Origin of the sequence: Mesorhizobium sp. C399B (assembly GCF_030323185.1) — a bacterium.
In the GTDB taxonomy this organism is placed as follows: domain Bacteria; phylum Pseudomonadota; class Alphaproteobacteria; order Rhizobiales; family Rhizobiaceae; genus Mesorhizobium.
Window position 1 is genome coordinate 2,866,864 of sequence record NZ_CP100472.1, and the last position, 25,063, is coordinate 2,891,926.

21 protein-coding genes are annotated in these 25,063 nt (G+C 64.5%); 9 read left to right on the forward strand and 12 right to left on the reverse strand.

Going from position 1 to position 25,063, the window contains the following annotated elements; all coding sequences use genetic code 11:
• Positions 1 to 31 precede the first annotated feature (31 nt).
• Positions 32 to 319, forward strand: coding sequence for a hypothetical protein (locus NLY36_RS13715; RefSeq protein WP_023736847.1), 288 nt, complete (start codon positions 32 to 34; stop codon positions 317 to 319).
• Positions 320 to 335: 16 nt separating this feature from the next.
• On the opposite strand, the gene NLY36_RS13720 is transcribed toward NLY36_RS13715, so the two are convergent.
• The 5 genes from NLY36_RS13720 to NLY36_RS13740 all read right to left on the reverse strand — a co-directional run bounded on the left by NLY36_RS13720 (position 336) and on the right by NLY36_RS13740 (position 7,011).
• Positions 336 to 1,031, reverse strand: a complete 696-nt coding sequence (locus tag NLY36_RS13720; RefSeq protein WP_023736846.1) for an aspartate/glutamate racemase family protein — start codon at positions 1,029 to 1,031, stop codon at positions 336 to 338.
• Between the two features lie 109 nt (positions 1,032 to 1,140).
• Positions 1,141 to 2,475, reverse strand: a complete 1,335-nt coding sequence (locus NLY36_RS13725; protein ID WP_023736845.1) for a lysine N(6)-hydroxylase/L-ornithine N(5)-oxygenase family protein — start codon at positions 2,473 to 2,475, stop codon at positions 1,141 to 1,143.
• Positions 2,472 to 4,292, reverse strand: coding sequence for an IucA/IucC family protein (locus NLY36_RS13730; protein ID WP_050591548.1), 1,821 nt, complete (start codon positions 4,290 to 4,292; stop codon positions 2,472 to 2,474). The genes NLY36_RS13725 and NLY36_RS13730 overlap by 4 nt, the downstream gene beginning before the upstream one ends.
• Positions 4,289 to 5,353 (reverse strand): GNAT family N-acetyltransferase, encoded by a 1,065-nt coding sequence (locus NLY36_RS13735; protein ID WP_031249388.1) that lies wholly within the window; start codon positions 5,351 to 5,353, stop codon positions 4,289 to 4,291. Before NLY36_RS13735 ends, NLY36_RS13730 begins: the two co-directional genes overlap by 4 nt.
• Positions 5,350 to 7,011, reverse strand: a complete 1,662-nt coding sequence (locus tag NLY36_RS13740; RefSeq protein WP_245260312.1) for an IucA/IucC family protein — start codon at positions 7,009 to 7,011, stop codon at positions 5,350 to 5,352. The genes NLY36_RS13735 and NLY36_RS13740 overlap by 4 nt, the downstream gene beginning before the upstream one ends.
• A 245-nt stretch (positions 7,012 to 7,256) precedes the next feature.
• Between NLY36_RS13740 and NLY36_RS13745 the strand changes: the two genes are divergently transcribed.
• On the forward strand, positions 7,257 to 8,423 hold the full coding sequence (locus NLY36_RS13745) for an MFS transporter (protein WP_023712027.1): 1,167 nt from the start codon (positions 7,257 to 7,259) through the stop codon (positions 8,421 to 8,423).
• A gap of 11 nt (positions 8,424 to 8,434) precedes the next feature.
• Here NLY36_RS13745 and NLY36_RS13750 read toward each other — a convergent pair whose 3' ends face one another.
• The 4 genes from NLY36_RS13750 to NLY36_RS13765 form a co-directional block, all read right to left on the reverse strand.
• The gene (locus tag NLY36_RS13750) at positions 8,435 to 9,718 is read right to left on the reverse strand and encodes an MFS transporter (RefSeq protein ID WP_023736841.1); all 1,284 of its coding nucleotides are present in this window, start codon (positions 9,716 to 9,718) and stop codon (positions 8,435 to 8,437) included.
• The gene (locus tag NLY36_RS13755; protein WP_156933267.1) at positions 9,715 to 10,089 is read right to left on the reverse strand and encodes a hypothetical protein; all 375 of its coding nucleotides are present in this window, start codon (positions 10,087 to 10,089) and stop codon (positions 9,715 to 9,717) included. Before NLY36_RS13755 ends, NLY36_RS13750 begins: the two co-directional genes overlap by 4 nt.
• Before the next feature lie 15 nt (positions 10,090 to 10,104).
• A complete protein-coding gene (locus NLY36_RS13760) occupies positions 10,105 to 12,309 on the reverse strand; it encodes a TonB-dependent receptor (RefSeq protein WP_050591547.1) in 2,205 nt (734 codons plus the stop codon).
• A gap of 280 nt (positions 12,310 to 12,589) precedes the next feature.
• Complete coding sequence (locus tag NLY36_RS13765) at positions 12,590 to 14,773, reverse strand: primosomal protein N' (protein WP_023736838.1); 2,184 nt, start codon at positions 14,771 to 14,773, stop codon at positions 12,590 to 12,592.
• 90 nt (positions 14,774 to 14,863) lie between these two features.
• Between NLY36_RS13765 and fsa the strand changes: the two genes are divergently transcribed.
• On the forward strand, positions 14,864 to 15,520 hold the full coding sequence (gene fsa / locus NLY36_RS13770; protein ID WP_023684088.1) for a fructose-6-phosphate aldolase: 657 nt from the start codon (positions 14,864 to 14,866) through the stop codon (positions 15,518 to 15,520).
• Between the two features lie 89 nt (positions 15,521 to 15,609).
• Here fsa and NLY36_RS13775 read toward each other — a convergent pair whose 3' ends face one another.
• Positions 15,610 to 16,206: an LPS assembly lipoprotein LptE gene (locus tag NLY36_RS13775; protein ID WP_023736837.1), complete on the reverse strand. Its 597-nt coding sequence runs from the start codon at positions 16,204 to 16,206 to the stop codon at positions 15,610 to 15,612.
• Positions 16,193 to 18,820 carry a leucine--tRNA ligase gene (gene leuS, locus NLY36_RS13780; RefSeq protein ID WP_023736836.1) on the reverse strand — a complete coding sequence of 876 codons (2,628 nt, stop codon included), beginning with the start codon at positions 18,818 to 18,820 and terminating at the stop codon, positions 16,193 to 16,195. Before leuS ends, NLY36_RS13775 begins: the two co-directional genes overlap by 14 nt.
• 148 nt (positions 18,821 to 18,968) lie before the next feature.
• Here leuS and NLY36_RS13785 point away from each other — a divergent pair, with 148 nt between their 5' ends.
• From NLY36_RS13785 to NLY36_RS13800, 4 genes are all read left to right on the forward strand, one after another.
• Positions 18,969 to 19,631: a YggS family pyridoxal phosphate-dependent enzyme gene (locus NLY36_RS13785; RefSeq protein WP_023736835.1), complete on the forward strand. Its 663-nt coding sequence runs from the start codon at positions 18,969 to 18,971 to the stop codon at positions 19,629 to 19,631.
• A gap of 89 nt (positions 19,632 to 19,720) precedes the next feature.
• Complete coding sequence (locus tag NLY36_RS13790; RefSeq protein ID WP_023684084.1) at positions 19,721 to 19,975, forward strand: type II toxin-antitoxin system Phd/YefM family antitoxin; 255 nt, start codon at positions 19,721 to 19,723, stop codon at positions 19,973 to 19,975.
• Entirely contained in the window at positions 19,975 to 20,376 is a 402-nt protein-coding gene (locus NLY36_RS13795; RefSeq protein WP_023728699.1) for a type II toxin-antitoxin system VapC family toxin, read from the forward strand. The genes NLY36_RS13790 and NLY36_RS13795 overlap by 1 nt, the downstream gene beginning before the upstream one ends.
• Before the next feature lie 132 nt (positions 20,377 to 20,508).
• On the forward strand, positions 20,509 to 21,558 hold the full coding sequence (locus tag NLY36_RS13800) for an aldo/keto reductase (RefSeq protein WP_023736834.1): 1,050 nt from the start codon (positions 20,509 to 20,511) through the stop codon (positions 21,556 to 21,558).
• 51 nt (positions 21,559 to 21,609) lie between these two features.
• Here NLY36_RS13800 and NLY36_RS13805 read toward each other — a convergent pair whose 3' ends face one another.
• Positions 21,610 to 22,518 (reverse strand): LysR family transcriptional regulator, encoded by a 909-nt coding sequence (locus tag NLY36_RS13805; RefSeq protein WP_023736833.1) that lies wholly within the window; start codon positions 22,516 to 22,518, stop codon positions 21,610 to 21,612.
• 127 nt (positions 22,519 to 22,645) lie between these two features.
• Here NLY36_RS13805 and NLY36_RS13810 point away from each other — a divergent pair, with 127 nt between their 5' ends.
• On the forward strand, positions 22,646 to 23,827 hold the full coding sequence (locus NLY36_RS13810; RefSeq protein WP_286462045.1) for an MFS transporter: 1,182 nt from the start codon (positions 22,646 to 22,648) through the stop codon (positions 23,825 to 23,827).
• A gap of 43 nt (positions 23,828 to 23,870) precedes the next feature.
• A complete protein-coding gene (locus NLY36_RS13815; protein ID WP_023736831.1) occupies positions 23,871 to 24,905 on the forward strand; it encodes an aldo/keto reductase in 1,035 nt (344 codons plus the stop codon).
• Positions 24,906 to 25,063 lie beyond the last annotated feature (158 nt).

Below are 25,063 nucleotides of genomic sequence, written 5' to 3' on the forward strand. Positions count from 1 at the left end.
CATCCCCTCACAGCAATGCCGGATGTATTGAATGTCGCTGCAAAAAGAAGTCAAGCGCGCGGCAGTTTTGGCACGCAATTCGTTAAGGAGCGGAAGGCTGTTTAGGCCGCGCGCGCGTCCGGCCAGCATCGTGGCCAACCTGTATTATCAGGCGACGCCTCCCTCCTATCTGCAGGACCGGTTTTGCACAGCCAAAGGCCCCGACACCGATCGCCTTTATTTCCTGACCAGGCACCTCAATCTGGCCGGCACGGAAGCAGATCGATGGAAGCTGAAAGTTGTCGGCAGCGGCAATGTCGCCGTGGCCGCCCAGCCCTGATCTCTGTTTTGGCCCTTCAGGGCAGCATGAATGCGACCGCCGCCTCGGCATGGATGCGCGTGGTGTCGAACACCGGAATGTCGAAATCGCGCTCGCCAATCAGCATGGTGATCTCGGTGCAGCCCATGATGACGCCATCGATCTTCTCATCGCGCCGCAGACGGGCGACCTCGTCGATATAGGCCGCCTTCGATGCCGCGTTGACGATGCCCCGGCAGAGCTCGTCGTAGATTACCTGGTGCACCATGTCGCGCCCGGCCTGGTCCGGCACCACGGGCTGCAGCCCGTATTTCTCCGTCAGCCGGCCCTTGTAGAAATCCTGCTCCATGGTGAAGCGGGTCGCCAGCAGCACCGGCCGCTTGACGCCGGCGCCCTTGACCGCGACGGCCGTGGCGTCGGCAATGTGGATAAGCGGGATCGACACCGCCGCCTGCACCCGGTCGGCGAGCTTGTGCATGGTGTTGGTGCAGATCAAAAGCCCCTCTGCGCCGCCCGCCTCCAGCTTGCGCGCCGCATCCGCCAGCAGCACGCCCGCACTGTCCCAGTCGCCATGATGCTGCCGGTCGGCGATTTCGGCGAAGTCGAAGGAATAGAGCAACAGCTTTGCCGAATGCAGCCCGCTCAGCCGCTCGCGCACGATCTCGTTGAGCAGGCGATAATAGATCGCCGTCGATTCCCAGCTCATGCCGCCGATGAGGCCAAGGGTTTTCATGCGCTGAGCCTCCAGCAGGACCGAACGATCTCTCTCACAGAAAAGCTTTAGGGTTGATGTCAACCTTAACGCGCGCCGTACCACGCTCTTCGGCCCGCCTCCACAAACATCACCGCGCGCCCGATTCGGTCATCCTCGCATTGGCGCCGAGATGATGCAGGCTTTGTATCGTGTGCCTTGAACTCCAGGCAACCGGCGGATCGGGCAGATCGAGATCGAACTGTGCCCGCCCGAGCAGCGAATTGACGATCTTGGCGCTGCGCCAAGCCATCAGGCTGAGCTGCGGCTCGGCTATGCCATGGCTGAGCCGGCCGGCATTGAGTGCGTAGATCCGGCGGTCGTCGGGCCCGTCCCATTCGACCTCGAAGCTGGCGTTGAGCCTGTAATGACCGCGCTCGTCCAGCGCGATCCTGTTCATGAGCGGCGCCATGCAATCAGGAATGGCAAAGGCATAGCCGGTGGCCAGAACCACCGCATCCACGGTGCGCGTCTCGATGGCGCCGTCGAAGCCGTTGCGCATGATCAGCCGGTATTCGCTGCCTTCCCGCGTCACGTTCAGCACTTCGCGGTGGGGCGTCATGTTGACCGCCGTCGTTTCCTCCGAGAGGTGCCGCAGCGTGTAAAGCTGGCGATAGATCGCCTTCAGTGTGCTCGTCGATGCGCCGTCACCGGCAAGCAGTTGCTGTTCCAGGATCGTCTCGCGCCGCCCTTGCGGCAGCCGATGGAAGCTTTCGACATAGCCCGGCGTGAAGAGTTCGTCGGTGAAAGGCGAGTCGTCCAGTGGCAGGAAATTCGGCCGCATCGAGATCCACTCGATTTCGCGGCCGGCGAAGCGGTCGGAGGAGATCAGATGCAGAAGCACTTCGGCGCCGCTCTGGCCACCGCCGATCACGGCGACACGCTGTCCGCTCAGGCGATCGAGGCGGTTGGCGGCCTGGGCGTTGTGGAAGCATTGATCGGAGGCCGCCGCCCGCGCCCAGGCGGGGATGTTGGGCACCAGCCCGACGGCAATGGCGAGATTGCGCGCGTTCACCTGCTCGCGGCCGATACGCAGCCTGAAATTCGTTCCGTCGAAGTCGATCCGGTCGACGGCGCTGGCGAAGCGCAGCGAAGACAAGTTCTCGCCGACCCATCCGAGATAGCGGGCGAATTCCGGCCGCGGGATGGCTGAGAAATCCGCGTTGAGGAATTCATAGAACCGCTTCTGCGCGACCAGATAGGACATGAACGACCATGGGCTGGTCGGATGCGTCGCGGTGACGAGATCCTTGAGGAAGGATGTCTGCAGTTCGACGCCCGGCAGCATCATGCCCGGATGCCATTCGAGCCGCGTCGCCCGATCGAAGAAGCGCGCTTCGACGCCGTCCACCGCATCGAGATGGGCGGCGAGGCTGAGATTGAACGGCCCGATGCCGATGCCTGCGAGGTCAAGCGTATGGGTCATGGCGAACTCCTTATGGAGCTGGCTGGGCTGATGGGAGATCGCCGGGCTGACTCGGGGTTAAGCGGATTGTCGAGCGGTGTGCCAAGGTCGGGCAGAGGGCGTTCGCCGCTGTCGCCGTAGCCGATGGCGAAGCGCACCTTGTTGATGGCGATGCGTGGGATCTTCGGAGCAAACAGATCGAAGAGCGCGAACCGTTCCGACAGATCCGGGTTCTGCGCCTGGTAGCGCCGGATGGCGCCGGCCAGGATGGCGTAGAAAGTCCTCTCGTCGAAGCGGTCATAGGCGGCCAGCGCCTCGGACAGGAAACGCAGAACGCTGACGATGTGTCCCGTTTGCAGATGCTGGAGAAGATGTGCCGGGGGCCGGCGCTTCAGCGTCGACAGGATTTTGGGGTCGAGGCCGGCCAGTTCGGGAAACGGCTGGTCGACGAGATCGAGGTCGCCCTGGAAATCCTTGACCGCCACGCCGAGAGGCGCCGCTCCGTCGAGGATGATGGTGACGTTCTGGCCATGGGCGATGAAGCCGACGCCGTAACGGCACATGAAGTGGTAGAGCGGCACGAACACCGTGGAGAACAGGCGGTCCAGCCATGCCTCCGGACCAAGGCCGGATTGCTCGATGAGGGCGCTGGCGATCGGCCTGCCATGGGCGTCGCGCTGCGGCAGGGCGCCCATCATCATCGGCCGCTGGCCCGCTGTCAGATCCTTTTCGGGGCTTTCGCGCCATATGGCGCCCAGCATCTCGCAAAACTGATAGGGCGCGCCTTCAACGCCGGTATAGTGCGGATGCGGATAGAAGGCGCCGGCGACTTCCTGCAAGACCTTGACGTCCTTGAGCACCGGGTCCGCGGCCGCCACCGTGGCCAGCCAGCGCGACAGATCGGCGCCGATCGCCATGTATTTGCCCGGCACGCCGCGCCACGCTGAGGTGTTGAGGACGGTCAGCGGCAGCTTGACGTGCAGCGCCTCGGGCCGTGCCACATTGGCAAGCGTGCGCAGCGACTGCAAGGGCAGGAACGGATCGCCGAACTGGCCAAGCGGCACCAGCCGGCCGGCGGCGATCTCGCTACCATATTGCGAGGCGATCATCGCCTGCCACTGCCAGGGGTGGACCGGCAGCAGCCTATGCGTCGATCGCGAGATCCCGGCGGCGCTGAAAGCCGCTTCGAGCCTTGCGCGCTCGTAGTCGCCGAGTGCGGCCTGCAGCAGCGCCTCTTCGTCGAGCCCGCAGTCAAGCGCCAGCAGGCAGCGATCGCTGGCGGCGGCAAGCCAGAAGAGCTGGAATGCGGTGGCCGATTCTGGCGCGTAGCGCTCGAAGTCGTCCCGTCCCCACCCAAGCCGTCCCTTGTTGGCAGGGGCCTTCGGATGGCCGTCGAGCAATGCCTGCAACTCGGTATCCGGCAGCGCGGCTAGATCGGCGGCCGGTCGATTGCCGCGTGCCTTGGCGATCCGCATGTCGGCCATCAGCGTGTTGTAAAGCTCCTTCGCATAGGTGCAGAATGTTGCCGGCGACATGCCGAGCGTCTCGCGCGCGTCGGCGAAGAAGGCGACCGCATCGTCGACCGGCAGCTCGATGCCGGCGTCGCGAGTCAGCGTCTCCGGACGGACGGCGATCTGGCCCCAGAGGCGCCGCGTCGCGGCAAAGCGATAGGTCACGCCGGGGCCGGGCGTCAGCTCCCATCGGCCGGGCGAAAGCTCGCGCGGCGACAGGCACTCCTCGAAGGTCAGTTCGGAAATGGCCTTGGCGACGGCGTCGCGGTTGATCGCGGCCCAGCGTGTCGCCTCCCCCGCTTTGGCAATCGGTTGCTGCACCGTCACAGCGGCACCTCGCGGAAGAAGCGCTCGCGTTCGCAGCAGACCAGCGCCGCGCGCTTGTGCGGGAAGTCGAACTCCTTGACTTTGTCGTAGGCGGCGCCGGCGCAATAGCTCAGCATCTTCTGGTGCGCGGCGCGTGGCTCGCCGACGACGCGCTGCGTGCGCGGCTCGTCGAGGAACAGATAGTGGGTGACGGAGCGGAACAGTGACAGCGTCTTCGGCCGGCCGAGATGGCGCATATTGCCGATCAGCCCATGCCAGCCGCGGTCCCAGTCGAGCGGCTCATAATAGGGCCCGAGCCGGTCCTCCTTGGCCCAGTAGAACTCGAAATAGCCGGTCGGCTCGCCGTCTAAGCTGGCGATGACGCCGAAAATATGCGGATCGCTTTCCTGCTCGGCGAGATATTTGTCGAGATCCTCATGGCTCTGGGCAAGTTCCCAGAAGAAGGCGACGCGGCCATCGTTCATCCAGCGATGGAAGAGGTCGAGATCGGTCCGGCGGTCGATCGGCCGCAGCGACACGGCGAGGCCGATTTCCGGAATCCAGCGTTCGTACATCGGGCCGCAGGGGCGCGGTTGGCGCAATGGCGGCAGCCGGTCTTCCGGGCCGATAGCGGTCGTCAATGCCGGATAGGTGACATGCGAGGCCTGGCTGCGCCACAGCAGCGGCAGCTGGCGCAGGACCGAGCGATGGATGACGGCGCATTCCGGTTCACCCGGAACCGTCTCGGTGGCCAGCGCCGAAACCGGCCACAGCGTCTTGGCCGCCGGCAGGAAGGCGCAGTCGAAGGAAGGATGCAGGCGCAGCACGGCGTCGACGAGACCTGCCAGGATTTGCGGTTGGTCGAGGCGGCCGCCAATAAACGCGACATCGTCGATGAGCAGGCGGCCATCCGCGTCGGAGATGCGGGCCTGTCCCACCGCTGTTCCCTCAGCGTTGACCAGGCTGACATGGCCATCGCCGGCACGGATGGCGAGCGGCTCCGCGGCCGAGGCCAGATGCTGCCATCCTTCGTTGCCGGCGACGGTGGCGGGTGACCAGTTCTTCGCAGCCTCGATGTTCATGCGTATTCTCTCACATGCAGGGGGTTGGGAAGCTCGACGTAACCTGCCAGCGGATCGGTCACCTCGGTGTTCTCATTGATGTCGCGCAGCGCGATCAGGAAATTGCCCTTGGCAGCCAGCGTCGGCGCGTTGAGCAAATTGTCGACGCAGGACCGGTCAGCCATCGGCGTGGCGGCCAGCCGCTCGAGCGAGCGGCGGAATATCGCCAGCAGATCGTCTTCGTTGGTGAGGCCAGCGGCGGCAAGGGCTGCGACGGCGGCGAAAGCGCCATTGACGACCAGATAGTAGCCGAACAGCTTCGCAGCCGCTTCCGCTGGGAAGACATGATCGCCCGCCTGACCAGCCTCGGGCACGAATTCGCGCAGCCTGGGCAGGAATTCCTCGACATACCCGGTGCCCTGGCAGTCGCGAAAATAGAGCGCATTCGGCCAGCCGCCGGCGAGGCCGACGACGAGGTTCTGCTGATGGGCGCCGAACAGCAGGCCGAATTCCGAGAAGGCAACGATAAACGGCTCGATGGCGGCATGAAGGAAACGCTCGAACCACAAACGCGCCGTTTCCTCGACAGGTCGCTTCTCGTCGCGGGCGATACGGTGGACCAGGTCGGACAGATGGCTTTCGGTACGGCCGGGATGGCGCTCGCAAAGCGCGCCGAGAACGGCAGCCGGCGGATTGCCCGTGCCGCGAAACGGATTTTCGCGAAACGAGACGATGGTATCCGTCATCAGCCGGCCGTCTTCGTCACGCAGGCCGAACCAGGCGGGCTCACCCAGCACCGTCATGGTCGGGCAGCGCCGCTGCAAGGCATAGCCGAGCTTGCCCTTGACCAGCCGGTGCACCGAAAGGCCGCGCCGGCACTCATGCTCCTCGACGATGCGCCTGGAATTGGTCAGGCGCAGGCTGAGCGAGAATTTCAGCATCCACTCGGCTTCAGACGAATGAACCGTGCGCAGCGAGGTCGTGGCCCGCCACGCTGGTCCGCCGAGCCCAACATCGACGATACGACCGGCGCGAAACAGGCGCTCGACGCGGTCTTCCAGCATGAGCCGTACGGCCTGCCACGGATGCATCGGAACGAGAACCTTGCCCTGTTGCTTGCCAGCCCGAGCAAGCAGCTGCGGATCGCTGGCGGCAAGCCCGCGGACCATCTCGGTGACATCTAGCGGCTCGACGCTGCCTCCAGTGAGGATGGTCGGGTCGACGGCCCACCAGCGCAGTTTGAACGCATTGCAGTATTCATGCCCGAAGCGCGCGGAATCCGTGTGCGTGAACTCTTCGCGACTCATCGGCGCCGGATGCACGGCATGGCCGAAGCGCAGGGCGCTTTCGGCATCGATGAAATCAGGATCGCCTTCGGAGAAGGGCCGCGACGATCCACGCGCCGCAGTCGCGTCAGCGATTGCGGCGATGCTGGCCAGGCTGCGGCGCAGGAAGGTCAGTCGGCTTTTCGCTGTCGCCCGGCCGGCAATGTCGGGATCCGCCAGGATCAGCGCCAAAAGGCTGAAAAGGTCGATCTCGGTCGCTTCGCCATCGGCCCCCTCGTTACTAGTATCGAGGCGCCAGAGCGGCATCGCTAAATCGTGGTAACCAACCTTCGAGCGATGCCGCGCCTCGACGAGCACCGCCGCGCGCGAGGCAGGGAAATTCAGACGCAGCACGGCTGCCTGCGGCCGAAACAGCCCGGTTTGCCTGGCGTCGACGAATTCCCAGCTATCCCATTCCCGCAGCAACGCATTGAGTAACGGGCTTAATGCAGAGGAAGATTCTGGTTTTACTTGTTCCATGTGCATCCCCCATAAATCCCAATAACTGCATGCATTGCATTTATACGTTGTCGTCTTTAAACATTTCTGTTGATTATCTATTCTGAACAAGAAATAAGCTTGGTCTTGTGACGACCCGTATGAAAAATCGATCTTCGCTTCTGCGCCGCCTGGCAACCGCGGTCTCGGCAATCGGCTTCGGCCAGTCGGCCTTCGTATCGCTCGTTCCCCTGGTGATGGAGCGGCTGAGGCTCGACACGTTTGCCATCGGCGCGGCAACTGCTGTCGGCGCGGCGGCCTTTCTGGTCGGCTCGCCGCTGTGGGGTCGCATGGGCGAGCGGCTTGGCCATGCCAGGCTGCTGCGCTTGCTCGGCCTCGCCATGCTGGCCGGCCAGGCGGTGTTCGCCATTCTGCTGATAGCCGGCACGGGAGCCGCGCTGGGCATCGCTTTGCTGATGCTTTCGCGAACCGTGTACGGTTTTGCCGCGTCCGGCGTCATGCCGACGGCGCAGGTCTGGGCCAGCCGCTCGGTTGCCGATGACAGGCGACAGGCCGCGCTGGGACTGCTTGGCGCCGGCGTCAGCATGGGGCGGCTGGCCGGCGCGCTGGCGGCAACGGCTGCCGTCCTGTCGCCGCTGCTGCCGCCCATCCTGTTCCTGTTCAGCCCGCTGTTGCTGTGGCTCGCGCGGGGCAAAGGGGAAGCCGGCGGACGGACCGACGGCAGGGCGGCCGACGTCGGCCGTGGAATATCGCCCTTCGATCGCCGCGCTCTGCCTTGCCTGGCGATGGGCTTGTGCCTGACGCTCGGCTTCGGACAGGTGCAGATGATGCTCGGCCCGATGACCCAGCAGCGTTTTGGCCTTGGTGCGACGCAGGCCACGACGTTGACCGGCTTGGCCCTGATGCTGGTCGCCGTCGTCATGGTTCTGGTCCAGGGACTGCTCATGGCGCGCCTGCGGCTGGCGGAGCGCAACAGCGTCATCGTCGGCTGTCTCATGGTTTGCGTCGGCATGACGGCGCTGGCCGTCACGGCCAGCCATGTTGCCTCGGCAGCGTCTCTGGTGGTGGCGGCGGCCGGCATTGCCCTGGCGACACCCGGCTACACCGCCTGGCTGATGAAGCGCCTGGAGCCCGGCGAGCAGGGCGCGGCGGCCGGCTGGCTCACCAGCACCCATGTGCTCGGCCAGAGCATCGGCGCATTGGCCGGCGGCTTCGCCTTCACGCTCTGGCCCTTTGCGCCGCTGGCCGGCTGCGCGGCGCTGGCTCTGGCCGCAGCCGGTCTTGCAGCCATGGTTCATAAGCACTAGCGAACCCGCACTCATTCGGCGACCTTCGGCAGCGGCATCGGCGTTCCTGGCTGGGTCTTTGCGGCATCGGCGAAATGGGCATTCAGCATGCGATAGGTCGCCACCACGGCGATGCCCGACAGCACTGTCGCCAGGGTGAACAACGCGGAGTAGCCGAGCATGTCGGCAAGGCGGCCGGCAAGCATGGAGCCGACGAGGTAGACGATGAGCTGGGCGCAGGACAGGATGGTGAAATCGGTGCCGGGTTGGTCCGACGACGTGACGGACATGAACAGGCTGTAGAGCGCCACGATCTCCATGTAGCGCACCAGCGTCTGCAGGAACGAGGCGCCGAAGATCGGCCAGAAGCCGGCGATAGCGCCGAAAGCGTGCAGCGCGAAGATCAGGAAGCAGATGGTTCGCAGCGCGCCGAGCAGGCCGAGCACCGAGGCGGCGCCCCTGTTGTGCAGCAGCCACGCCGCCAGCGCCGAGCCGCCGAGCCCGACGGTGAGCGCGGCACCGCCCGAGAGATAACCGATGATATCGAGCGGCACGCCGGCATCGACGAGATAGGAGCCTTCCATCGACTTCACCAGCCCCTCGCTGGCGCGGTAGATGAGCGCGATCCACAGGATCTGGCGTGCCTCCGGCCGGCGCAGAAAGCGCAGGATCGAGGGGCGGTCGATGGCCGCCTGCGGCGCGCTGGCGACGGGATCGGTCTCGCGCATGGCGAAGGCGGCGACCAGCGGGATGATGGACAGCGCGGCCACCATGGCCACCATGGTTTGCCAGCCGGCATGATGATAAGCCAACAGGCCGAGCGTGCCGCCGAGAACGACGCCGAGCGCGACGGCGCCGCCCTGGATCGCATTGCCGATCGGCCTGTCCTTCGGGTCGAGATATTTGGCCGCGTAGCCGTCGGTGGCGATGTCCTGGGTCGACATCAACAGGCTCACGACAAGGCCGACGGCAAAGATCCCGGCGACATCGGTCGGCTCGATCCAAAGCATGGCGGCGATGCCGGCGATGACGCCGATCTGGGTGATGATGACCCAGCCGGCGCGATGGGCGCGGGCCATTGGCCGAAAGCGGTCGACCAGCGGCGCCCAGAGGAATTTCAGCACCAGCGGCAGCATCAGCAGCGCCATCGAGCCAATGGCGGTGCGCGACACGCCCTGCTCGCGCAGGATCGGCGGGATCGCCGCGGCAAACAGATAGCTCGGGATGGCCTGCGCCAGATAAAGGCAGGCGAGAACGACGAAAAGCCGCAGGCGCGAAAGCCCGGCGGGCGCCGGCCGGTCTGCGTCGGCGCTCATTTGACATAGTCCTTCGGTGCGTAACCGTTCAGGAAGGCGCCGGCCTCCGCCCGGCTGCGGGTGACGAGCACTGGAAAGCCGAACAGGCTTTGCCAGACGCGCTGCATGTTCTCGTCGGCGGCGGGGCGCACCAGCGCACAGGCGCGGCAGGCTTTTTCGAGCTGCTCGCGTTCCGCCTTGTACCAGAGGTTTTGCGCCTTGCGCTGGGCGTCGCTCAGCGCGACCTCGATGCGGATATCGACCAGGAGCACGAACGGCTCCCGTTCCTGCGAAAGGCGGCCGAGCGCCTCGATATAGCGCGCGCCATCCGCCGGATCGGCTGGCGCTTCTGCCAGCAGCGAGACTAATGCACCGTTTCGTTGGAGAGACACCGCCACCGCCGCCCCTCAGAATGTGATCTGGTAGGACAACGCAACCGAACGTCCCAGACCCGGAACGTCGGCGCCGCGGGTCGCCGATGCGGAAGGGTTGATGTAGTAGGTGTCGAACACATTGCGCACGGCAAGGTTCAGCACGCTTTCATTGCCGAACGTCTTCGAGACGGCGAGATTGACCAGTGCTGCACCGTCCAGTTCCTGGGTGGCGATGCGGTCGCGTCCGGAAAACAGCTCCAACTCGCTGCGCAGGGTCAGCTCGTTCTCGAAACGGGTGGTGAGATAGACCAGGCCCTTGTAGGTCGAGGGGACACGGTTGTTCGGCAGATACTCGTTCGCTTCGATGTGGCCGTCGCGATCCGCGTCGTATTTGCCTTCGACATAGCCGACCGATCCGCCCAGCGTGAACATGCCGCTGAGGTCTGCCTCGAGATTGGCTTCGACGCCCCAGATACGTTCCTTCTGCTGCGATACCCGGTTGTTGACGATGTCGTAGCTGACGCCGTTGTCCGAGGTCGACAGATAGGTGCTGACGCCGCCGCGATAGTCGCCCCAATCGCCGCGCAGACCGGCTTCCCAGGTGTTCACCAGCTGGGGTTCAGGCGCGATATCGGCATAGCTGATCGCGTAATCCGGCGCGTTTGTGCACGGCAGCAGCGGCCGGATGGCGGTGCCATAGGCGTCGCAGGTTTCGGCGTTGGAGTTCAACCCGGCCCGGCGGGTGAAGCCGCCAATGTCGGTCAGGCTGTAGCCTTGCGAGAAATTGCCGAAAAGCTGCATCCTTTCGGTCAGATCGTAGACGGCGCCGGCGTTGAAGGTGACGGCGTCGTAGTCGAACGAGCCGCCGGTCACCCGGATCGCCGGCAGGCCGATAATGTTGCGGCCGAGCAGAACGGCAGCGGCAGGCCGGGTGAAGTCTTCAACATTGAGATAAAACTGGTCGTAGCGCGCGCCGCCGCTGATGCGAAAGCGATCCGTCACCGGAATTTCGCCTTGCGCAAACAAGGCAACCGAGTTCTGGGTCGTGGGCGAGATGGCGTCCTGACCGTTGGTCAGCTGCTGATCGGTGGCATCGAAGACGTAGTCGGCGCCCCAGGTCAGCGTGCTGCCCTGAGTGATAAAGTCCATCGGCGTGTTGACGGTCAGGTTGACGCCGCTGCGCCGCGATTGCAGCGCCGTCTGGTTGAAGTCGGCGGTCGGGTCCGTACCCGGCGGCAGGATCACCGGCCGCGTCGGGTTCGTCGGTAAATACACCTGGCTGTTGACGGCCGAGAATTTGGTAAAGGGCGACTGCTTGAAGATGTCGTTGTAGAACGCCTTGACCTCGAGGTTTCCGAGCGCGAAGTCGCTGTCGGTGTATTTGGCGGTCAGATATTTCGAATCTTCCTTCAGCGGCTTGCCTTCATAGGGATCGCCGAAATCCGGGGAGACGGGATTGGTCGTGTAATCGGTGAACCAGTCCGGCTTCTGGTTGGCATAGGTCCAGTCGACGCTGGCCTCGAAGCGCCTGGAATCGAACTGGTAGCCGGCCACGCCGAAGAGATTGCCCCTGCCGGTGCGGTCGCCGCCGCCTTGCCCAAGCATGGCGTCGGAAGCCACCTCGTTGCCGTGGCCGTCATAGGTGCGGCGCGACAGATCACCGGACGCCGAGAAGAAATAGTCGAAATCGCCTTTCTTGCCCTCGACTGAGACACTGGTGCTTGGCCCGGCCGACTTGCCGGGGTTTTCGGTGAAGGCGGTGACGCCGGTGCGCACCGTCACCTTCGGCTTGTCGCTGTCGCCGCGCTTGGTGATGAAGTTGATCGTGCCGCCGGTGGCGCCGGCGCCATAAAGGCTGGACGCGCCATTGATGACTTCGATGCGCTCGACCGAATTCAGGTCGATCATCGACAGGATGCGTGAGACGTCCCGCAGCGGTGTGTTGCGCGGCACACCGTCGACCATGATGAGAACGCTGCGCCCGCGGAAGGTTTCCGAAGCGCCGGAAATGGTCTGGTTGCGTGGCGCGTAGCCGGGGACGATGCGGCTGATCAGGGTCGCGGCGTCGATATTTTCCTGCGCGGCTTCCTCGACCTGTTCCTGTTCCACGACCTGGACAGACTGAGCGACGCTGGAAATCGACCTTTCATTGCGGCCGGTGACCAGTATCTGATCGAGCACGGTGGCTCCCTGCTGGTCCGTCGGAGCGGCTTCCTGGGCAAATGCCGCGCCTGCCATAATCGACGAACCCAAAGCCGATGACCAAAGAAGCGTACTGAAAAATCTGCGCATGCTGTCCCCATCCATGCCCTGGTCCCCAGCGCCAGAGCGGAAAGGCCCAGTTATAATTCATGATAAAACGAGTCAACATTTATTTTGTGGCTTTTCAAATCAGGATTAGTCAGCGAACGGATGGGAGCCGGGTACATGAACGGCGCGCACTTTAGCCGGCACTAAGATGCTGAGTTTTCTTGACAAACGGCTTACGGGCGGCCGGCGGCGGCGTCAGCCTTTGTGCTTACAAGAAGCTCTGCGGATCGATGTCGACCTGCACGCGGACCGAGCCGCGCTGCATCGGCCCTTCGGCCAGCATGGTGCGGATGAAGCCTTGGATGTCGGCGCGCTTTTCACCCTGGATCAGCAAACGGAAACGATGGCGCCCACCGAGCAGCGACAGCGGCGCCTCGGCCGGACCGAGCACGAACAGGTCGCTGGCCTGGGGTGCTGCACGGCGCAGGCCGCGCGCGTGGCCTTCGGCCTCGGCCCGCGTCACCGCACTGACGATGACGCCGGCAAGCCTGCCGAAGGGCGGCAGGGCTGCCCGTTCGCGCTCAGTGATCTCGCGTTCGTAAAAGGCCTCGGCATCGCCCGAGACGATCGCCCGCATCACCGGATGGTCCGGCTGGAAAGTCTGCAGCAGGCCGAGGCTCTTCTTGCCGGTGCGGCCGGCGCGTCCAGTCACCTGGCTGAGCAATTGGAAGGTGCGCTCAGCGGCGCGCGGATCGCCATTGGCGAGGCCGAGATCGGCATCGACGACGCCGACCAGCGTCATGTTGGGAAAGTTATGGCCCTTGGCGACTAGCTGCGTGCCGATGACGATGTCGGCCTCGCCATTGGCGATGGCCTCGAGCTCCAGCCGCAGCCGGCGCACCCCGCCCATCAAATCGGATGACAGGACGATCGTGCGCGAGTCGGGGAAATGCGCCACGACTTCTTCAGCTATCCGCTCGACGCCAGGCCCGCAGGCGACCAGATGGTCGAGCGTGCCGCATTCCGGACAAGCCTCCGGCCGCTTCTCATTGTGCCCGCAATGATGGCAGACGAGTTGGCCGCGAAAGCGGTGCTCGACCAGCCAGGCCGAACAAACCGGGCAGCCGAAGCGGTGGCCGCAGACGCGGCACAGCGTCAGCGGCGCATAGCCGCGCCGGTTGAGGAACAGCAGCGACTGCTCCTTCTTCTCCAGCGTACGTTGCATCTGGTCGATCAGCAGCGGCGACAGAAAGCCGCCGCGGGCCGGCGGCGCGCGCCGCATGTCGATCGTCTTGAGATCGGGAAGCGCGGCTTCGGCAAAGCGCGCCGACAGCACCGCCCTGCTGTAGCGGCCCTGCTGCGCATTGACCCGGCTTTCGACCGATGGCGTCGCCGACGCCAGCACCACCGGGAAGCCGCTGATATGGCCGCGCACCACCGCCATGTCGCGGGCATTGTAGAAGACGCGGTCCTCCTGCTTGTAGGCAGGGTCGTGCTCCTCGTCGACGACGATCAGCCCGAGCTCGCGGAACGGCAGGAACAGCGCCGAGCGTGCGCCGGCGACGACGCGCACGCCGCCTTCCGCCACCTGTCGCCAGACCTTTTCGCGCATTCGGGGCGGCAGGTCGGAATGCCATTCCGCCGGCTTGGCGCCGAAGCGCTGCTGGAAGCGTTCGAGGAAGGCATGCGTCAGCGCGATCTCCGGCAAAAGGATCAACACCTGCTTGCCCTGGTCGAGGGCTGCCGCCACCGCCTCGAAATAAACTTCCGTCTTGCCTGAACCGGTGACGCCGTCGAGCAGCGTGACGTTGAAAGCAGCGGCCGTGACATTGGCGCGCAGCATGGCGGCCGCGTCTGCCTGGTCCGGCATCAGCTCCGGCATGGCGTAGGAGGGATCGGGCGCGGCGACCACCGGTCGAGGCGGGATCATCACCGTCTCGAACACGCCTTGCGCCTTGAGCCCCTCGACCACCGTCGACGACACGCCCGCCGCGTGCGCCAGGCCGGATCGCGTCCAGGCAAGCCCCCCTTCCGCCGTCTCCAGCACGCGCGTCCTGGCATCCGTCATCCGGTCGGGCATGACGAGGGTCCGCTGCAGGCCCTCGATCCATGGTTCGGGATCGAACGCCTCCGGCGCGCGCAACAGCATGCGCGCCACCATGCCGGGCGGCGACAGCGTGTACTGCGCCACCCAGTCGACGAAGCGGCGCATGCCGCGGTCGATCGGCGGGCAGTCGAAGACCTGTTCGATCGGGCGCAGCTTTTTGGCGTCGATATTCTCGACCGCACCATCCCAGACGATGCCGGCAACCTGGCGCGGACCGAGCGGCACGCGCACGATCGAGCCCGGCACCACGCGCACGCCGGCAGGCACAGCGTAGGTGTAGGGCCGTTCGGCCGGCATCGGCACCAGCACCGGCGCGGCTGCGACAAAGGGCGAATCTTCGATCATCGGGCGTGACCTTGCCCCGACTTTGGTCTAGATCAAAGGGCAACCCGGAATGTGCATGGCATGCACATGGAAATCTTTCAGGAGACCCCCATGAAATTTTTTGTCGACACCGCTGACATCAAGGACATCAAGGAACTGAACGACCTGGGGCTGCTCGACGGCGTGACCACCAATCCCTCGCTGATCCTGAAATCCGGCGGCAAGATCGCCGAGGTCACCAAGCAGATCTGCGACATCGTCAAGGGCCCGGTTTCGGCCGAGGTCGTTGCGATCGAATACAAGGACATGATGGCCGAGGCCAACATCCTGGCCAAGATCGCCGACAATGTCTGCATCAAGGTGCCGCTGACGCTCGACGGCCTGCGCGCCTGCAAGACGATCCGCACCGAGATGAACCGCATGGTCAATGTAACGCTGTGCTTCTCGGCCAACCAGGCGCTGCTGGCGGCCAAGGCCGGCGCCTCGTTCATCTCGCCCTTCGTCGGCCGCGTCGACGATACCGGCGCGGACGGCATGGAACTGATCCAGGAGATCCGGCAGATCTACGACAATTACGATTTCGACACCGAGATCCTCGTCGCTTCGGTTCGCACCGTGAACCACGTCAAGCAGGCAGCCCTGATCGGCGCCGATGTCGTTACCGCGCCGGCCGCGACGCTGAAGGCGCTGGTCAAGCACCCGTTGACCGACAAGGGCCTGGATCAGTTCGCTGCCGACTGGGCCAAGACCGGCCAGAAGATCGGCTGAGATCGGTTCGATACAAACGAAAAAAGGCCGGGAAACCGGCCTTTTTGTTGCGGACTGCTAAAAGTCTAGTTGGCAGCGCCAGGGAATGCTCAGGCCTTCTTGCCGTGCCTGACCAAGTCCTGGGCGACCGACAGGCTCACCATTTCAGCCAGTTCACGCGCGGCGCGGTTCTCGGCGTCGAGCTGCGCCCGGTAGGAGGCGAACTCCTGCGTCGGCTTGTCGAAGGATGATGGGATCGACCGTTTGCCGGTTGCGATCACCACGCCGGTCCTGGCATCGGTCAGCACATAGTTTGCGGTCAGCGTCACCGTGCCTGCCGTCGGCTCGTCTTCGTCGGTCTGGATCTGCACCACCGCGGCCGATTCGACCAGTTCGGTGACACCGAGATCGAGCATGTAGACCGGTGCCGTCGTTTCGCCGGCACCCTGGCCGAAGGCGAAGATCAGATTGTTGCGGACCTGCTGGGCGTAGCGGGTCTTGACCGGCTTGACCGCGACCGACGCCAGTTCCGCTGAAGCGCTGAGCGTCGAGCCGGCCGTCAACGGCGCGCTGGAATAGAGCGGCCTGACCGTACAGGCCGAAACCAGCGCCATCGAAGCGACCATGCCGTACAGCGCTGCGCGGCGCAGCAAGCGCGTCGTCTTTTCCAGATCGGGCCCCATCCTTCTGAGGTCAAGCAACGACATTGACGATCCTCTGCGGCACGATGATCACCTTGCGGGGCGCCTTACCTTCCAGCGCTTTCTGCACGAAGTCGAGAGCCAGAACCGCTTTTTCGACCGCACCTTGGTCCGCGTCGCGGGCAATTGTCAAATCGCCGCGCTTCTTGCCGTTGACCTGGACCGGCAGCACGATCTCGTTGTCGACGACCAGCGCCGGATCGTAGACCGGCCATGGCCGTTCGGCGACCAGATCGGTGCCGCCCAGCGTGTGCCAGCACTCTTCGGCCAAATGCGGCATGACCGGCGCGACCACATGCACAAGAATCTCCACCGCCTCGCGGCAGGCGCCTTTCAGCGCCGCGTCGGCCTTGCCCTCGGCGACGTCGTTGAGCGGCGCGGTCAAGGCATTGGCCAGTTCGTAGATGCGGGCGATGGCGCGGTTGAAGCCGAGCTTCTCGATATCCTCGCCGATGGCCTTCAGGATCTTGTTCGCGGCCTTGGAAACGGCACCCGCCTCGCCCTCCTTCGCCGCCTGCGGCTTGACACCGTCGAGCGTCTCGGCGGCGATCGACACCAGGCGCCAGATGCGCTGGATGAAGCGGTGCGCGCCGGCCGCGCCGTCGTCGGTCCATTCGACGTCGCGCTCGGGCGGCGAATCCGACAGCATGAACCAGCGCGCAGTGTCGGCGCCGTAGCCATCGGTGATGTCTTCCGGGCTTACCGTATTCTTCTTCGACTTCGACATCTTTTCGAGTGAGCCGATCGCCGCCTCTTCGCCGGTGGCGATCTCGATGGCGCGGCGCTTGCCGCCGACATCCTCGATCCTGACCTCAGCCGGCGACAGCCAGCGGCCATTGCTCGACGCACCGCCGACGCGGTAGGTCTCATGCACCACCATGCCTTGCGTGAACAGGCCCTTGAACGGCTCGGCCAGGTCGAGATGCCCGGTCGCGCGCATGGCGCGGGTGAAGAAGCGCGAATAGAGCAGATGGAGGATCGCGTGCTCGATGCCGCCAATATACTGGTCGACGGCCAGCCAGTCATCGGCAGCCTTCGGCTCCGTCGGCTCGTTGGTCCAGGGCGCGGTGAAGCGCGCGAAATACCACGACGAATCGACGAACGTGTCCATCGTGTCGGTCTCGCGTCGCGCATCCTTGCCGCATTGCGGGCATTTGACATGCCGCCAGGTCGGATGACGGTCGAGCGGATTGCCGGGACGGTCGAATTCGATGTCGTCGGGCAGCTTGACCGGCAGGTCGGCCTTCGGCACCGGCACCACGCCGCAATCCTCGCAATGGATCATCGGGATCGGGCAGCCCCAGTAGCGCTGGCGCGAAATGCCCCAATCGCGCAGGCGGAAGTTCACCTTGCGCTCGGCCATCGGCCGGCCGCCGATGGCCTTCTGCTCCAGCAGTTTTGCGACTTCGTCGAATGCCTGATCCGGCTTCATGCCATCGAGGAAACGTGAATTGATCATCACGCCGTCGTCGACATAGGCCTCTTCCGTGACCTGGAAAGTCTTTGCGTCACCATCTTCCGGCATCACCACCGGGATGACCGGCAGGCCGTATTTGTTGGCGAAGTCGAGGTCGCGCTGATCGCCGGACGGGCAGCCGAATATGGCGCCGGTGCCGTATTCCATCAGCACGAAATTGGCGACAAAGACCGGCAGCGTCCACGTGTCGTCGAACGGATGCACGACGCGGATGCCGGTGTCGAAGCCCTTTTTCTCCGCCGTTTCAAGTGCGGCCACCGAGGTGCCCATATGTCTGATTTCGTCAATGAACTTGGCCAGTTCGACATTGCTCTCCGCGGCCTTCCTGGCCAGCGGATGGTCGGCGGCGACCGCCATGAAGGAGGCGCCGAAGATGGTGTCGGGCCTGGTCGTGTAGACTTCCAGCTCGTTCGTGTCGCCAACAGGCTCTGCTAGCGGCCAGCGGATCAGCAGCCCTTCCGAGCGGCCGATCCAGTTCTGCTGCATCAGCTTGACCTTTTCCGGCCACTCGCCGAGACCATTCAGGGAATCCAGCAGGTCCTGCGCATAGTCGGTGATCTTGAAGAACCATTGCGTCAGCTCGCGCTGTTCGACCAGCGCGCCCGAACGCCAGCCGCGCCCATCGATGACCTGCTCGTTGGCGAGCACCGTCATGTCCTCCGGATCCCAGTTGACCTTGGAGGATTTGCGCGTCACCAGCCCCTTCTCGACGAAATCGAGGAACAGCATCTGCTGGCGGTGGTAATAGTCGACGTCGCAGGTGGCGAATTCACGCGACCAGTCCAGCGACAGGCCCATCATCTTGAGCTGCTCGCGCATGGCAGCGATGTTGGCGTAGGTCCATTCCTTGGGATGGACCTTGTTCTGCATCGCGGCATTCTCGGCCGGCATGCCGAACGCGTCCCAGCCCATCGGATGCAGCACGTTGAAACCCTTGGCCCGCTTGTAGCGCGCCACCACATCGCCCATCGTGTAGTTGCGGGTGTGGCCGATATGGATCTTCCCCGAGGGATAGGGGAACATCTCCAGCACGTAGTATTTCGGCTTTGGATCGTTGTTATGCGCTTCGAACAGCTTCTTTTCGGCCCAGGCCTTCTGCCATTTGGGCTCTGACGCGCGCGGATTGTATCGTTCGGTTGCCATCGGATGATTTTCACTTAAAAGCAGGCGCAGACCGCCGGACAAGGCCCGGTGGCCAAGGTAAATGTCGTCGCGGTGTTCACCATGGATTGCCGGACCCGTCAACTGCGGCGAGCCGGCCAAGACGATTAAAGACAGGCAGGATATGGACATGGCCAGCGCCGTCGAACAGTTTTTCGCCGTCAAGACGAGGATCGCTGCCGCCGAGCGCGAGGCCGGCCGCGACGCCGGTTCGGTGACGCTGGTTGCGGTGTCGAAGACTTTTGAGGCCGACGTCATCCGCCCGGTCATCGAGGCTGGCCAGCGCGTCTTCGGCGAAAACCGCGTGCAGGAAGCGCAAGGCAAATGGCCGGCCTTGAAAGCGGAATTCCCTGATATCGAACTGCATCTGATCGGCCCGCTGCAGTCGAACAAGGCGAGGGAAGCCGTAGCTCTCGCCGACGTCATCGAGACCGTCGACCGCGAAAAGATCGCCGCCGAACTCGCCAAGGAAATCGTGCGCCAGGGCCGCACGCCGAAACTCTACGTCCAGGTCAATACCGGCTCGGAGCCGCAAAAGGCCGGCATCGAGCCGCGCGACGCCGTCGCCTTCGTCGCCCGCTGCCGCGATGTCCATGGCCTCGCCATCGAAGGCCTGATGTGCATCCCGCCGGCCGACGAAAACCCCGGCCCGCATTTCGCCCTGCTGGAAAAGCTCGGCATGGAGGCCGGCGTGGCAAAACTGTCGATGGGCATGTCTGGCGACTTCGAGACCGCCATAGCCTTCGGCGCCACCAGCGTCCGCGTCGGCTCGGCGATTTTTGGCGGCCGATAACCTCGGTGATCTCGCGGCCCTAACAGTAGCATTTGTTGCTGCATCGCTGCAGCGATGCTATATCTAGCCAAGCTAGCTAGGTATCTTCCATGAACTGGCATCTGCAGGACGCAAAAAACAATCTCTCGAAGCTGGTTCAGCAGGCTCGTGAAAAGGGCCCGCAGACCATCACCTTGCGTGGAAAGCCCGCTGCTGTCGTGTTGGCCGCTGAAGAATACGAAAGGCTCGTCGGTTCTAAGCCCTCACTTGCGGAATACCTTCTTTCCGGTCCCGAGTGGGACGACGACTTCGTCGAAGAGGTCAATCGCCGCTCCAAGGGGCCCGGCAGAGACGTGGACCTCTGATGTTTCTTCTGGACACGAACGTCGTGTCGGGTGCGCGAAAGCGAGAGGGGCCAGTGGCGGATTGGATAATCAAGCAAGAGCGCCAGTCTCTGTTTCTAAGCGTCATCACGCTCGGTGAAATCGCACGCGGAATCGAAATGAAGCGGCGAAACGACCCCGACACTGCAAACCATTTAGCAGCGTGGTTCCACGGTCTGCGCCACAGCTACGAAAACCGAATTCTCGGCATAGACGAGAGCATCGCTGCCCAATGGGGTCGCATCTCCGCGATCCGCACGCGCGGCGACGCAGATGGGCTTATAGCCGCGACGGCGCTCTTCCACGACCTCATACTGGTCACACGCAACGTCGCCGATTTCGACGATACTGGCGTCACAATGTTCAACCCTTGGGAAGCCTGACCCGCCTGTGTTGATCCGGTGTTGGGGTCGGCCGCAGGTTGAGCCAGAGCCGGCCCATCATTGCGCCACGACTGGAAACGAAACGCGCCGTTCCTATTTGCTTGGAGTCATCACCAATCTGCTGGAGCCACCATGCGCTACAATCAACTCGGAAATACGGGGATGTTCGTCTCCGAACTGTGCCTCGGCACCATGACCTTCGGCGCCGCCGGCGAGAATGCCCAATGGGGCCTGATCGCCAGCCTCGACCAGAAGGGCGTCAACGACATCGTTGCCCGTTCCGTCGCCGCCGGCGTCAATTTCTTCGACACGGCCGACGTCTATTCATTCGGCCAGTCCGAACGCCTGCTTGGCCAGTCGCTCAAGGATCTTGGCGTCAAGCGCTCAGACGTCGTCATTGCCACCAAGGTGCATGGCGCCATGGGCCAGGGCCCGAACGAGCGCGGCTCTTCGCGCGGCCACATCATGGATTCGGTCGAGGGCAGCCTGGAGCGGCTGCAGCTCGACCATATCGATCTTTACCAGCTGCACGGCACCGACACGGTGACCCCCATCGACGAGACGCTGCGGGCGCTCGACGATCTCGTTGCCAGCGGTAAGGTCCGCTATGTCGGCGTCTCCAACTGGGCGGCTTGGCGCATCTCTAAGGCCCTCGGCATAGCCGAGCGCAAGGGATTTTCCCGCTTCGAGACCATCCAGTCCTATTATTCGATCGCCGGCCGCGACCTCGAGCGCGAGATCGTGCCGCTGATCAACGAGGAGAAGCTCGGCCTCATGGTCTGGTCGCCGATGGCCGGTGGCCTGCTGTCCGGCAAGTACGGACCGGGCGCGCCCGGCAATGGCGAAGGCCGCCGCGCCGCCTTCAACTTCCCGCCGGTCAATGAGGACCGCGCCTGGGCAGCCGTCGCAGTCATGCGCGACATCGCCAAAAAGCACGATGTCAGCGTCGCTACGGTCGCGCTCGGTTATGTCCTGGCCAAACCTTTCGTCATGAGCGTCATCATCGGCGCCAGCCGCATGGAGCAGCTCGAGCAGAACCTTGCCGCGGCCGAGCTGAAGCTCGACGCCGACGATCTTGCCAAACTGGACGAAGTCAGTGCGCTGCCGGCCGAATATCCCGGCTGGATGCTGGAGCGCCAGGGCGCCGGCCGTCGCCCGGCTCCGTTCGCCCCGAAGAAGTAGTCATCGCTGTCGCCTGATGCTTGGGGGGTCATCTGGCTCCCCAACGTCTTTTCAGCTCATCCGCACGCTCTCGACCAGAAAGTCGAGAAACGCCCGCACCCGTGCGGGCAAATGCCGGCCCTGGCCGACATAGACGGCGTGGGTGGGCTCCTCGTCGCCCGGATTGAAATCCTCCAGCAGCGCCGTCAGCCGGCCCGCCGCGATGTCATCGGCCACATGCCAGTGCGCCAGCCGGGCGATGCCGGCGCCGCCAACAGCCATCAGCCGCATCGACTCGCCATCGCCGACCAGCGTGTTTCCGGTGATCGGCACCATGACGGCGTTCCCGGTTGCATCGACAAACGACCAGCTATCGACATGCCGGACAAAGCCGAAAGCCATGCGATTGTGCCGGTCGAGATCGGCCGGCATCAGCGGCGTGCCATGCGTCTTGAGATAGGACGGTGCGGCAACGACTGTCATCCGGGTTTGCCCGAGCTTGCGCGCCACCAGCCGCGACTCGCCGAGCGGCCCGGCGCGGATGGCGACGTCGGCACGTTCAGCCATCAGATCGATGACGCTGTCGGTAAGCACCAGATCGACCGAAATCTCGGGATAGCGTTCGAGGAACTCAGGCAGCAGCGGGATCAGCCGATGCACCCCGAAGGGCACATAGGAGTTGACGCGCAGCCGTCCGCGCGGCGCGGCACCCACGGCCGCCTCGCGCTCGGCCGCCGCCATATCGGCCAGGATGCGCACCCCGCTGTCATAGAACGCCGTCCCTTCCGGCGTCAGCTGCAGCTTGCGCGTGGAGCGGGTGACCAGCCGCGCGCCGAGCCTTGCCTCCAGTCGCGCGATCAGCTTGCTCACCGCCGACGGTGTCATACGCAGCGAACGAGCCGCAGCCGAGAAGCTGCTCGCCTCGACGACGCGGACGAACACTTCGATCTCGCCGGAACGGTTGATATCGGGTCTGGCCATTTGTGAATCTATTTCACAGGAAATATGCCCAAAGCAAGTCTGGTTCACAAGGCATGGCAACACGATCTCTGCGGTCGGGGCGCGGGTCTGGACAGCGCGCTCATTCGAGTTCGAACTGGAAACCGCCATGCCTCTTGCTCTCTACGCCCTCGCTGCCGGCGCCTTCGGCATCGGTGTCACCGAATTCGTCATCATGGGGCTGCTGATCGATGTCAGCAAAGATCTCGGAGTCTCGATCTCGGCCGCCGGCCAGTTGATTTCGGGCTACGCGTTGGGCGTCGTCATCGGCGCGCCGCTTTTGACCATCGCCACCGGCAACTGGCCCCGCAAGACCGTCCTTCTGGCCCTTATGGCGATCTTCACGCTCGGCAACCTCGCCTGTGCGATCGCCCCCGACTACTGGACGCTGATGGGCGCCCGCATCATCACCGCCCTTGCCCATGGCACTTTCTTTGGCGTCGGCTCGGTGGTTGCCACCGGCCTGGTCGCACCCAACAAGAAAGCCTCGGCGATCGCGCTGATGTTCACCGGCCTGACCATCGCCAACATCCTCGGCGTGCCCTTCGGCACCTGGCTCGGCCAGACCTTCGGCTGGCGCGCCACCTTCTGGGCGGTAGCTCTGGTCGGTCTCGCTGCCTTCGCAGTGATCCTGCTTCTGGTACCACGCAGCCAGACGGCGCCCGAGAAGACCAACCTGCGCGCCGATCTCGCCGTGCTGCGCCGCACGCCGGTGCTGCTCGGCCTCGCCACCACCGTGCTCGGCTACGCCGGCGTCTTCGCCGTCTTCACCTACATCGCCCCGCTGCTCACCGAGATCACCGGCTTCAGGGAAGCCGCCGTGTCGCCGATCCTGCTCGTCTTCGGCGGCGGTCTTATCGCCGGCAATCTGCTTGGCGGCAAGGTCGCCGACCGCTGGTTGGTGCCGGCGGTGCTCGGCAGCCTCGTGGTGCTGGCGTTGGTGCTGGCCACAATGACCTTCGCCGTCCACAGCCAAATCCTGGCCGTCATCTATGTCGGCCTGCTTGGTGCCGCCGCCTTCGCCACCGTGGCGCCGCTGCAGATGTGGGTGCTGGAAAAGGCGCAAGGCGCGGGCCAGAGCCTCGCCTTGTCCTTCAACATCGCCGCCTTCAACCTCGGCAATGCCGCCGGCGCTTGGCTTGGCGGCGCGGTGATTGCCCATGGCCTCGGCCTCGGCTCACTAACCTGGATCGCCGCTTTGCTGCCGGTCGCGGCTCTTGGCGTCGCTGCCCTGGCGCTGCGCCTCGATCGCGCCCCCACAATCGGGGCGCCGGTCTGCGCCCAGTCATGAGCATCACGCGCAATCCTTCTTCGACATCATCAAGGAGCATAAAATGGATTATCGACGTCTCGGCGCATCGGGCCTGAAAGTGCCCGCACTCTCTTTCGGCGCCGGCACTTTCGGCGGCTCCGGGCCGCTGTTCGGGGCCTGGGGCAACAGCGATGCCAAGGAAGCGCGGCGGCTGATCGACATCTGCCTCGAGGCCGGCGTCAATCTGTTCGACACCGCCGATGTTTATTCGAACGGCGCCTCCGAGGAAGTGCTTGGCGAAGCCATCAAAGGCCGCCGCGACGCGGTGCTGATCTCGACCAAGACTTCGCTGCCGATGGGCGACAGACCGGCCGACTACGGCTCGTCGCGCTCGCGGCTGATCAAAGCCGTCGACGCCGCCCTGAAGCGCATGGGCACCGATTACATCGACCTGTTGCAGCTGCACGCCTTCGATGCCGGCACGCCGATCGAGGAGGTGTTGTCGACGCTGGACGACCTCGTGCGCGCCGGCAAGCTGCGCTATGTCGGCGTCTCCAACTTCTCCGGCTGGCAGGTGATGAAATCGCTGGCGGAAGCCGACAAGCATGGCTACCCGCGCTACGCCGCGCATCAGGTCTACTACTCGCTGGTCGGTCGCGACTATGAATGGGAGCTGATGCCGCTCGGTATCGACCAGGGCATCGGCGCGCTGGTGTGGAGCCCGCTCGGCTGGGGCCGCCTGACCGGCGAGATCCGCCGCGGCCAGCCCCTGCCGGAAAAGAGCCGGCTGCACGACACCGCCGATTTCGGCCCGCCGGTCGCGGACGAACATCTCTACCGGGTCATGGATGCGCTTGATGCGATGGCTGAAGAGACCGGCAAGACCGTGCCGCAGATCGCCATCAACTGGCTGTTGCGGCGCCCGACCGTGTCCTCCGTCATCATCGGCGCCCGCAACGAGGAACAGCTGCGCCAGAACCTCGGCGCCGTCGGCTGGGCGTTGACGCCGGAGCAGGTCAAAAAGCTCGACATGGCAAGCGAAGTGACCGCGCCCTACCCGTACTTCCCCTATCTCCGCCAGGAAGGTTTCGCCCGGCTGAACCCGCCTGCGGTGTGATCGCCGACGCTGCCAAATCTCCCCCCTCGAGGGGGAGATGTCGCCGAAGGCGACAGAGGGGGTCGCCGCGCGTGGAGCGCTAGCCCCCATCTGCCGCAGGAGGGTCGCGTCCGGTCGAACCGACCCCCTCTGGCCGCTTTGCGGCCATCTCCCCCTCA

Excerpts from the sequence above, each read along its gene's own strand:
- NLY36_RS13715 (WP_023736847.1), top strand. The coding sequence starts at position 32 with ATGTCGCTGCAAAAAGAAGTCAAGCGCGCGGCAGTTTTGGCACGCAAT.
- NLY36_RS13720 (WP_023736846.1), bottom strand. The coding sequence starts at position 1,031 with ATGAAAACCCTTGGCCTCATCGGCGGCATGAGCTGGGAATCGACGGCG.
- NLY36_RS13725 (WP_023736845.1), bottom strand. The coding sequence starts at position 2,475 with ATGACCCATACGCTTGACCTCGCAGGCATCGGCATCGGGCCGTTCAAT.
- NLY36_RS13735 (WP_031249388.1), bottom strand. The coding sequence starts at position 5,353 with ATGAACATCGAGGCTGCGAAGAACTGGTCACCCGCCACCGTCGCCGGC.
- NLY36_RS13745 (WP_023712027.1), top strand. The coding sequence starts at position 7,257 with ATGAAAAATCGATCTTCGCTTCTGCGCCGCCTGGCAACCGCGGTCTCG.
- NLY36_RS13750 (WP_023736841.1), bottom strand. The coding sequence starts at position 9,718 with ATGAGCGCCGACGCAGACCGGCCGGCGCCCGCCGGGCTTTCGCGCCTG.
- NLY36_RS13760 (WP_050591547.1), bottom strand. The coding sequence starts at position 12,309 with ATGGCAGGCGCGGCATTTGCCCAGGAAGCCGCTCCGACGGACCAGCAG.
- NLY36_RS13765 (WP_023736838.1), bottom strand. The coding sequence starts at position 14,773 with ATGATCGAAGATTCGCCCTTTGTCGCAGCCGCGCCGGTGCTGGTGCCG.
- fsa (WP_023684088.1), top strand. The coding sequence starts at position 14,864 with ATGAAATTTTTTGTCGACACCGCTGACATCAAGGACATCAAGGAACTG.
- NLY36_RS13775 (WP_023736837.1), bottom strand. The coding sequence starts at position 16,206 with ATGTCGTTGCTTGACCTCAGAAGGATGGGGCCCGATCTGGAAAAGACG.
- leuS (WP_023736836.1), bottom strand. The coding sequence starts at position 18,820 with ATGGCAACCGAACGATACAATCCGCGCGCGTCAGAGCCCAAATGGCAG.
- NLY36_RS13785 (WP_023736835.1), top strand. The coding sequence starts at position 18,969 with ATGGCCAGCGCCGTCGAACAGTTTTTCGCCGTCAAGACGAGGATCGCT.
- NLY36_RS13790 (WP_023684084.1), top strand. The coding sequence starts at position 19,721 with ATGAACTGGCATCTGCAGGACGCAAAAAACAATCTCTCGAAGCTGGTT.
- NLY36_RS13795 (WP_023728699.1), top strand. The coding sequence starts at position 19,975 with ATGTTTCTTCTGGACACGAACGTCGTGTCGGGTGCGCGAAAGCGAGAG.
- NLY36_RS13800 (WP_023736834.1), top strand. The coding sequence starts at position 20,509 with ATGCGCTACAATCAACTCGGAAATACGGGGATGTTCGTCTCCGAACTG.
- NLY36_RS13805 (WP_023736833.1), bottom strand. The coding sequence starts at position 22,518 with ATGGCCAGACCCGATATCAACCGTTCCGGCGAGATCGAAGTGTTCGTC.
- NLY36_RS13810 (WP_286462045.1), top strand. The coding sequence starts at position 22,646 with ATGCCTCTTGCTCTCTACGCCCTCGCTGCCGGCGCCTTCGGCATCGGT.
- NLY36_RS13815 (WP_023736831.1), top strand. The coding sequence starts at position 23,871 with ATGGATTATCGACGTCTCGGCGCATCGGGCCTGAAAGTGCCCGCACTC.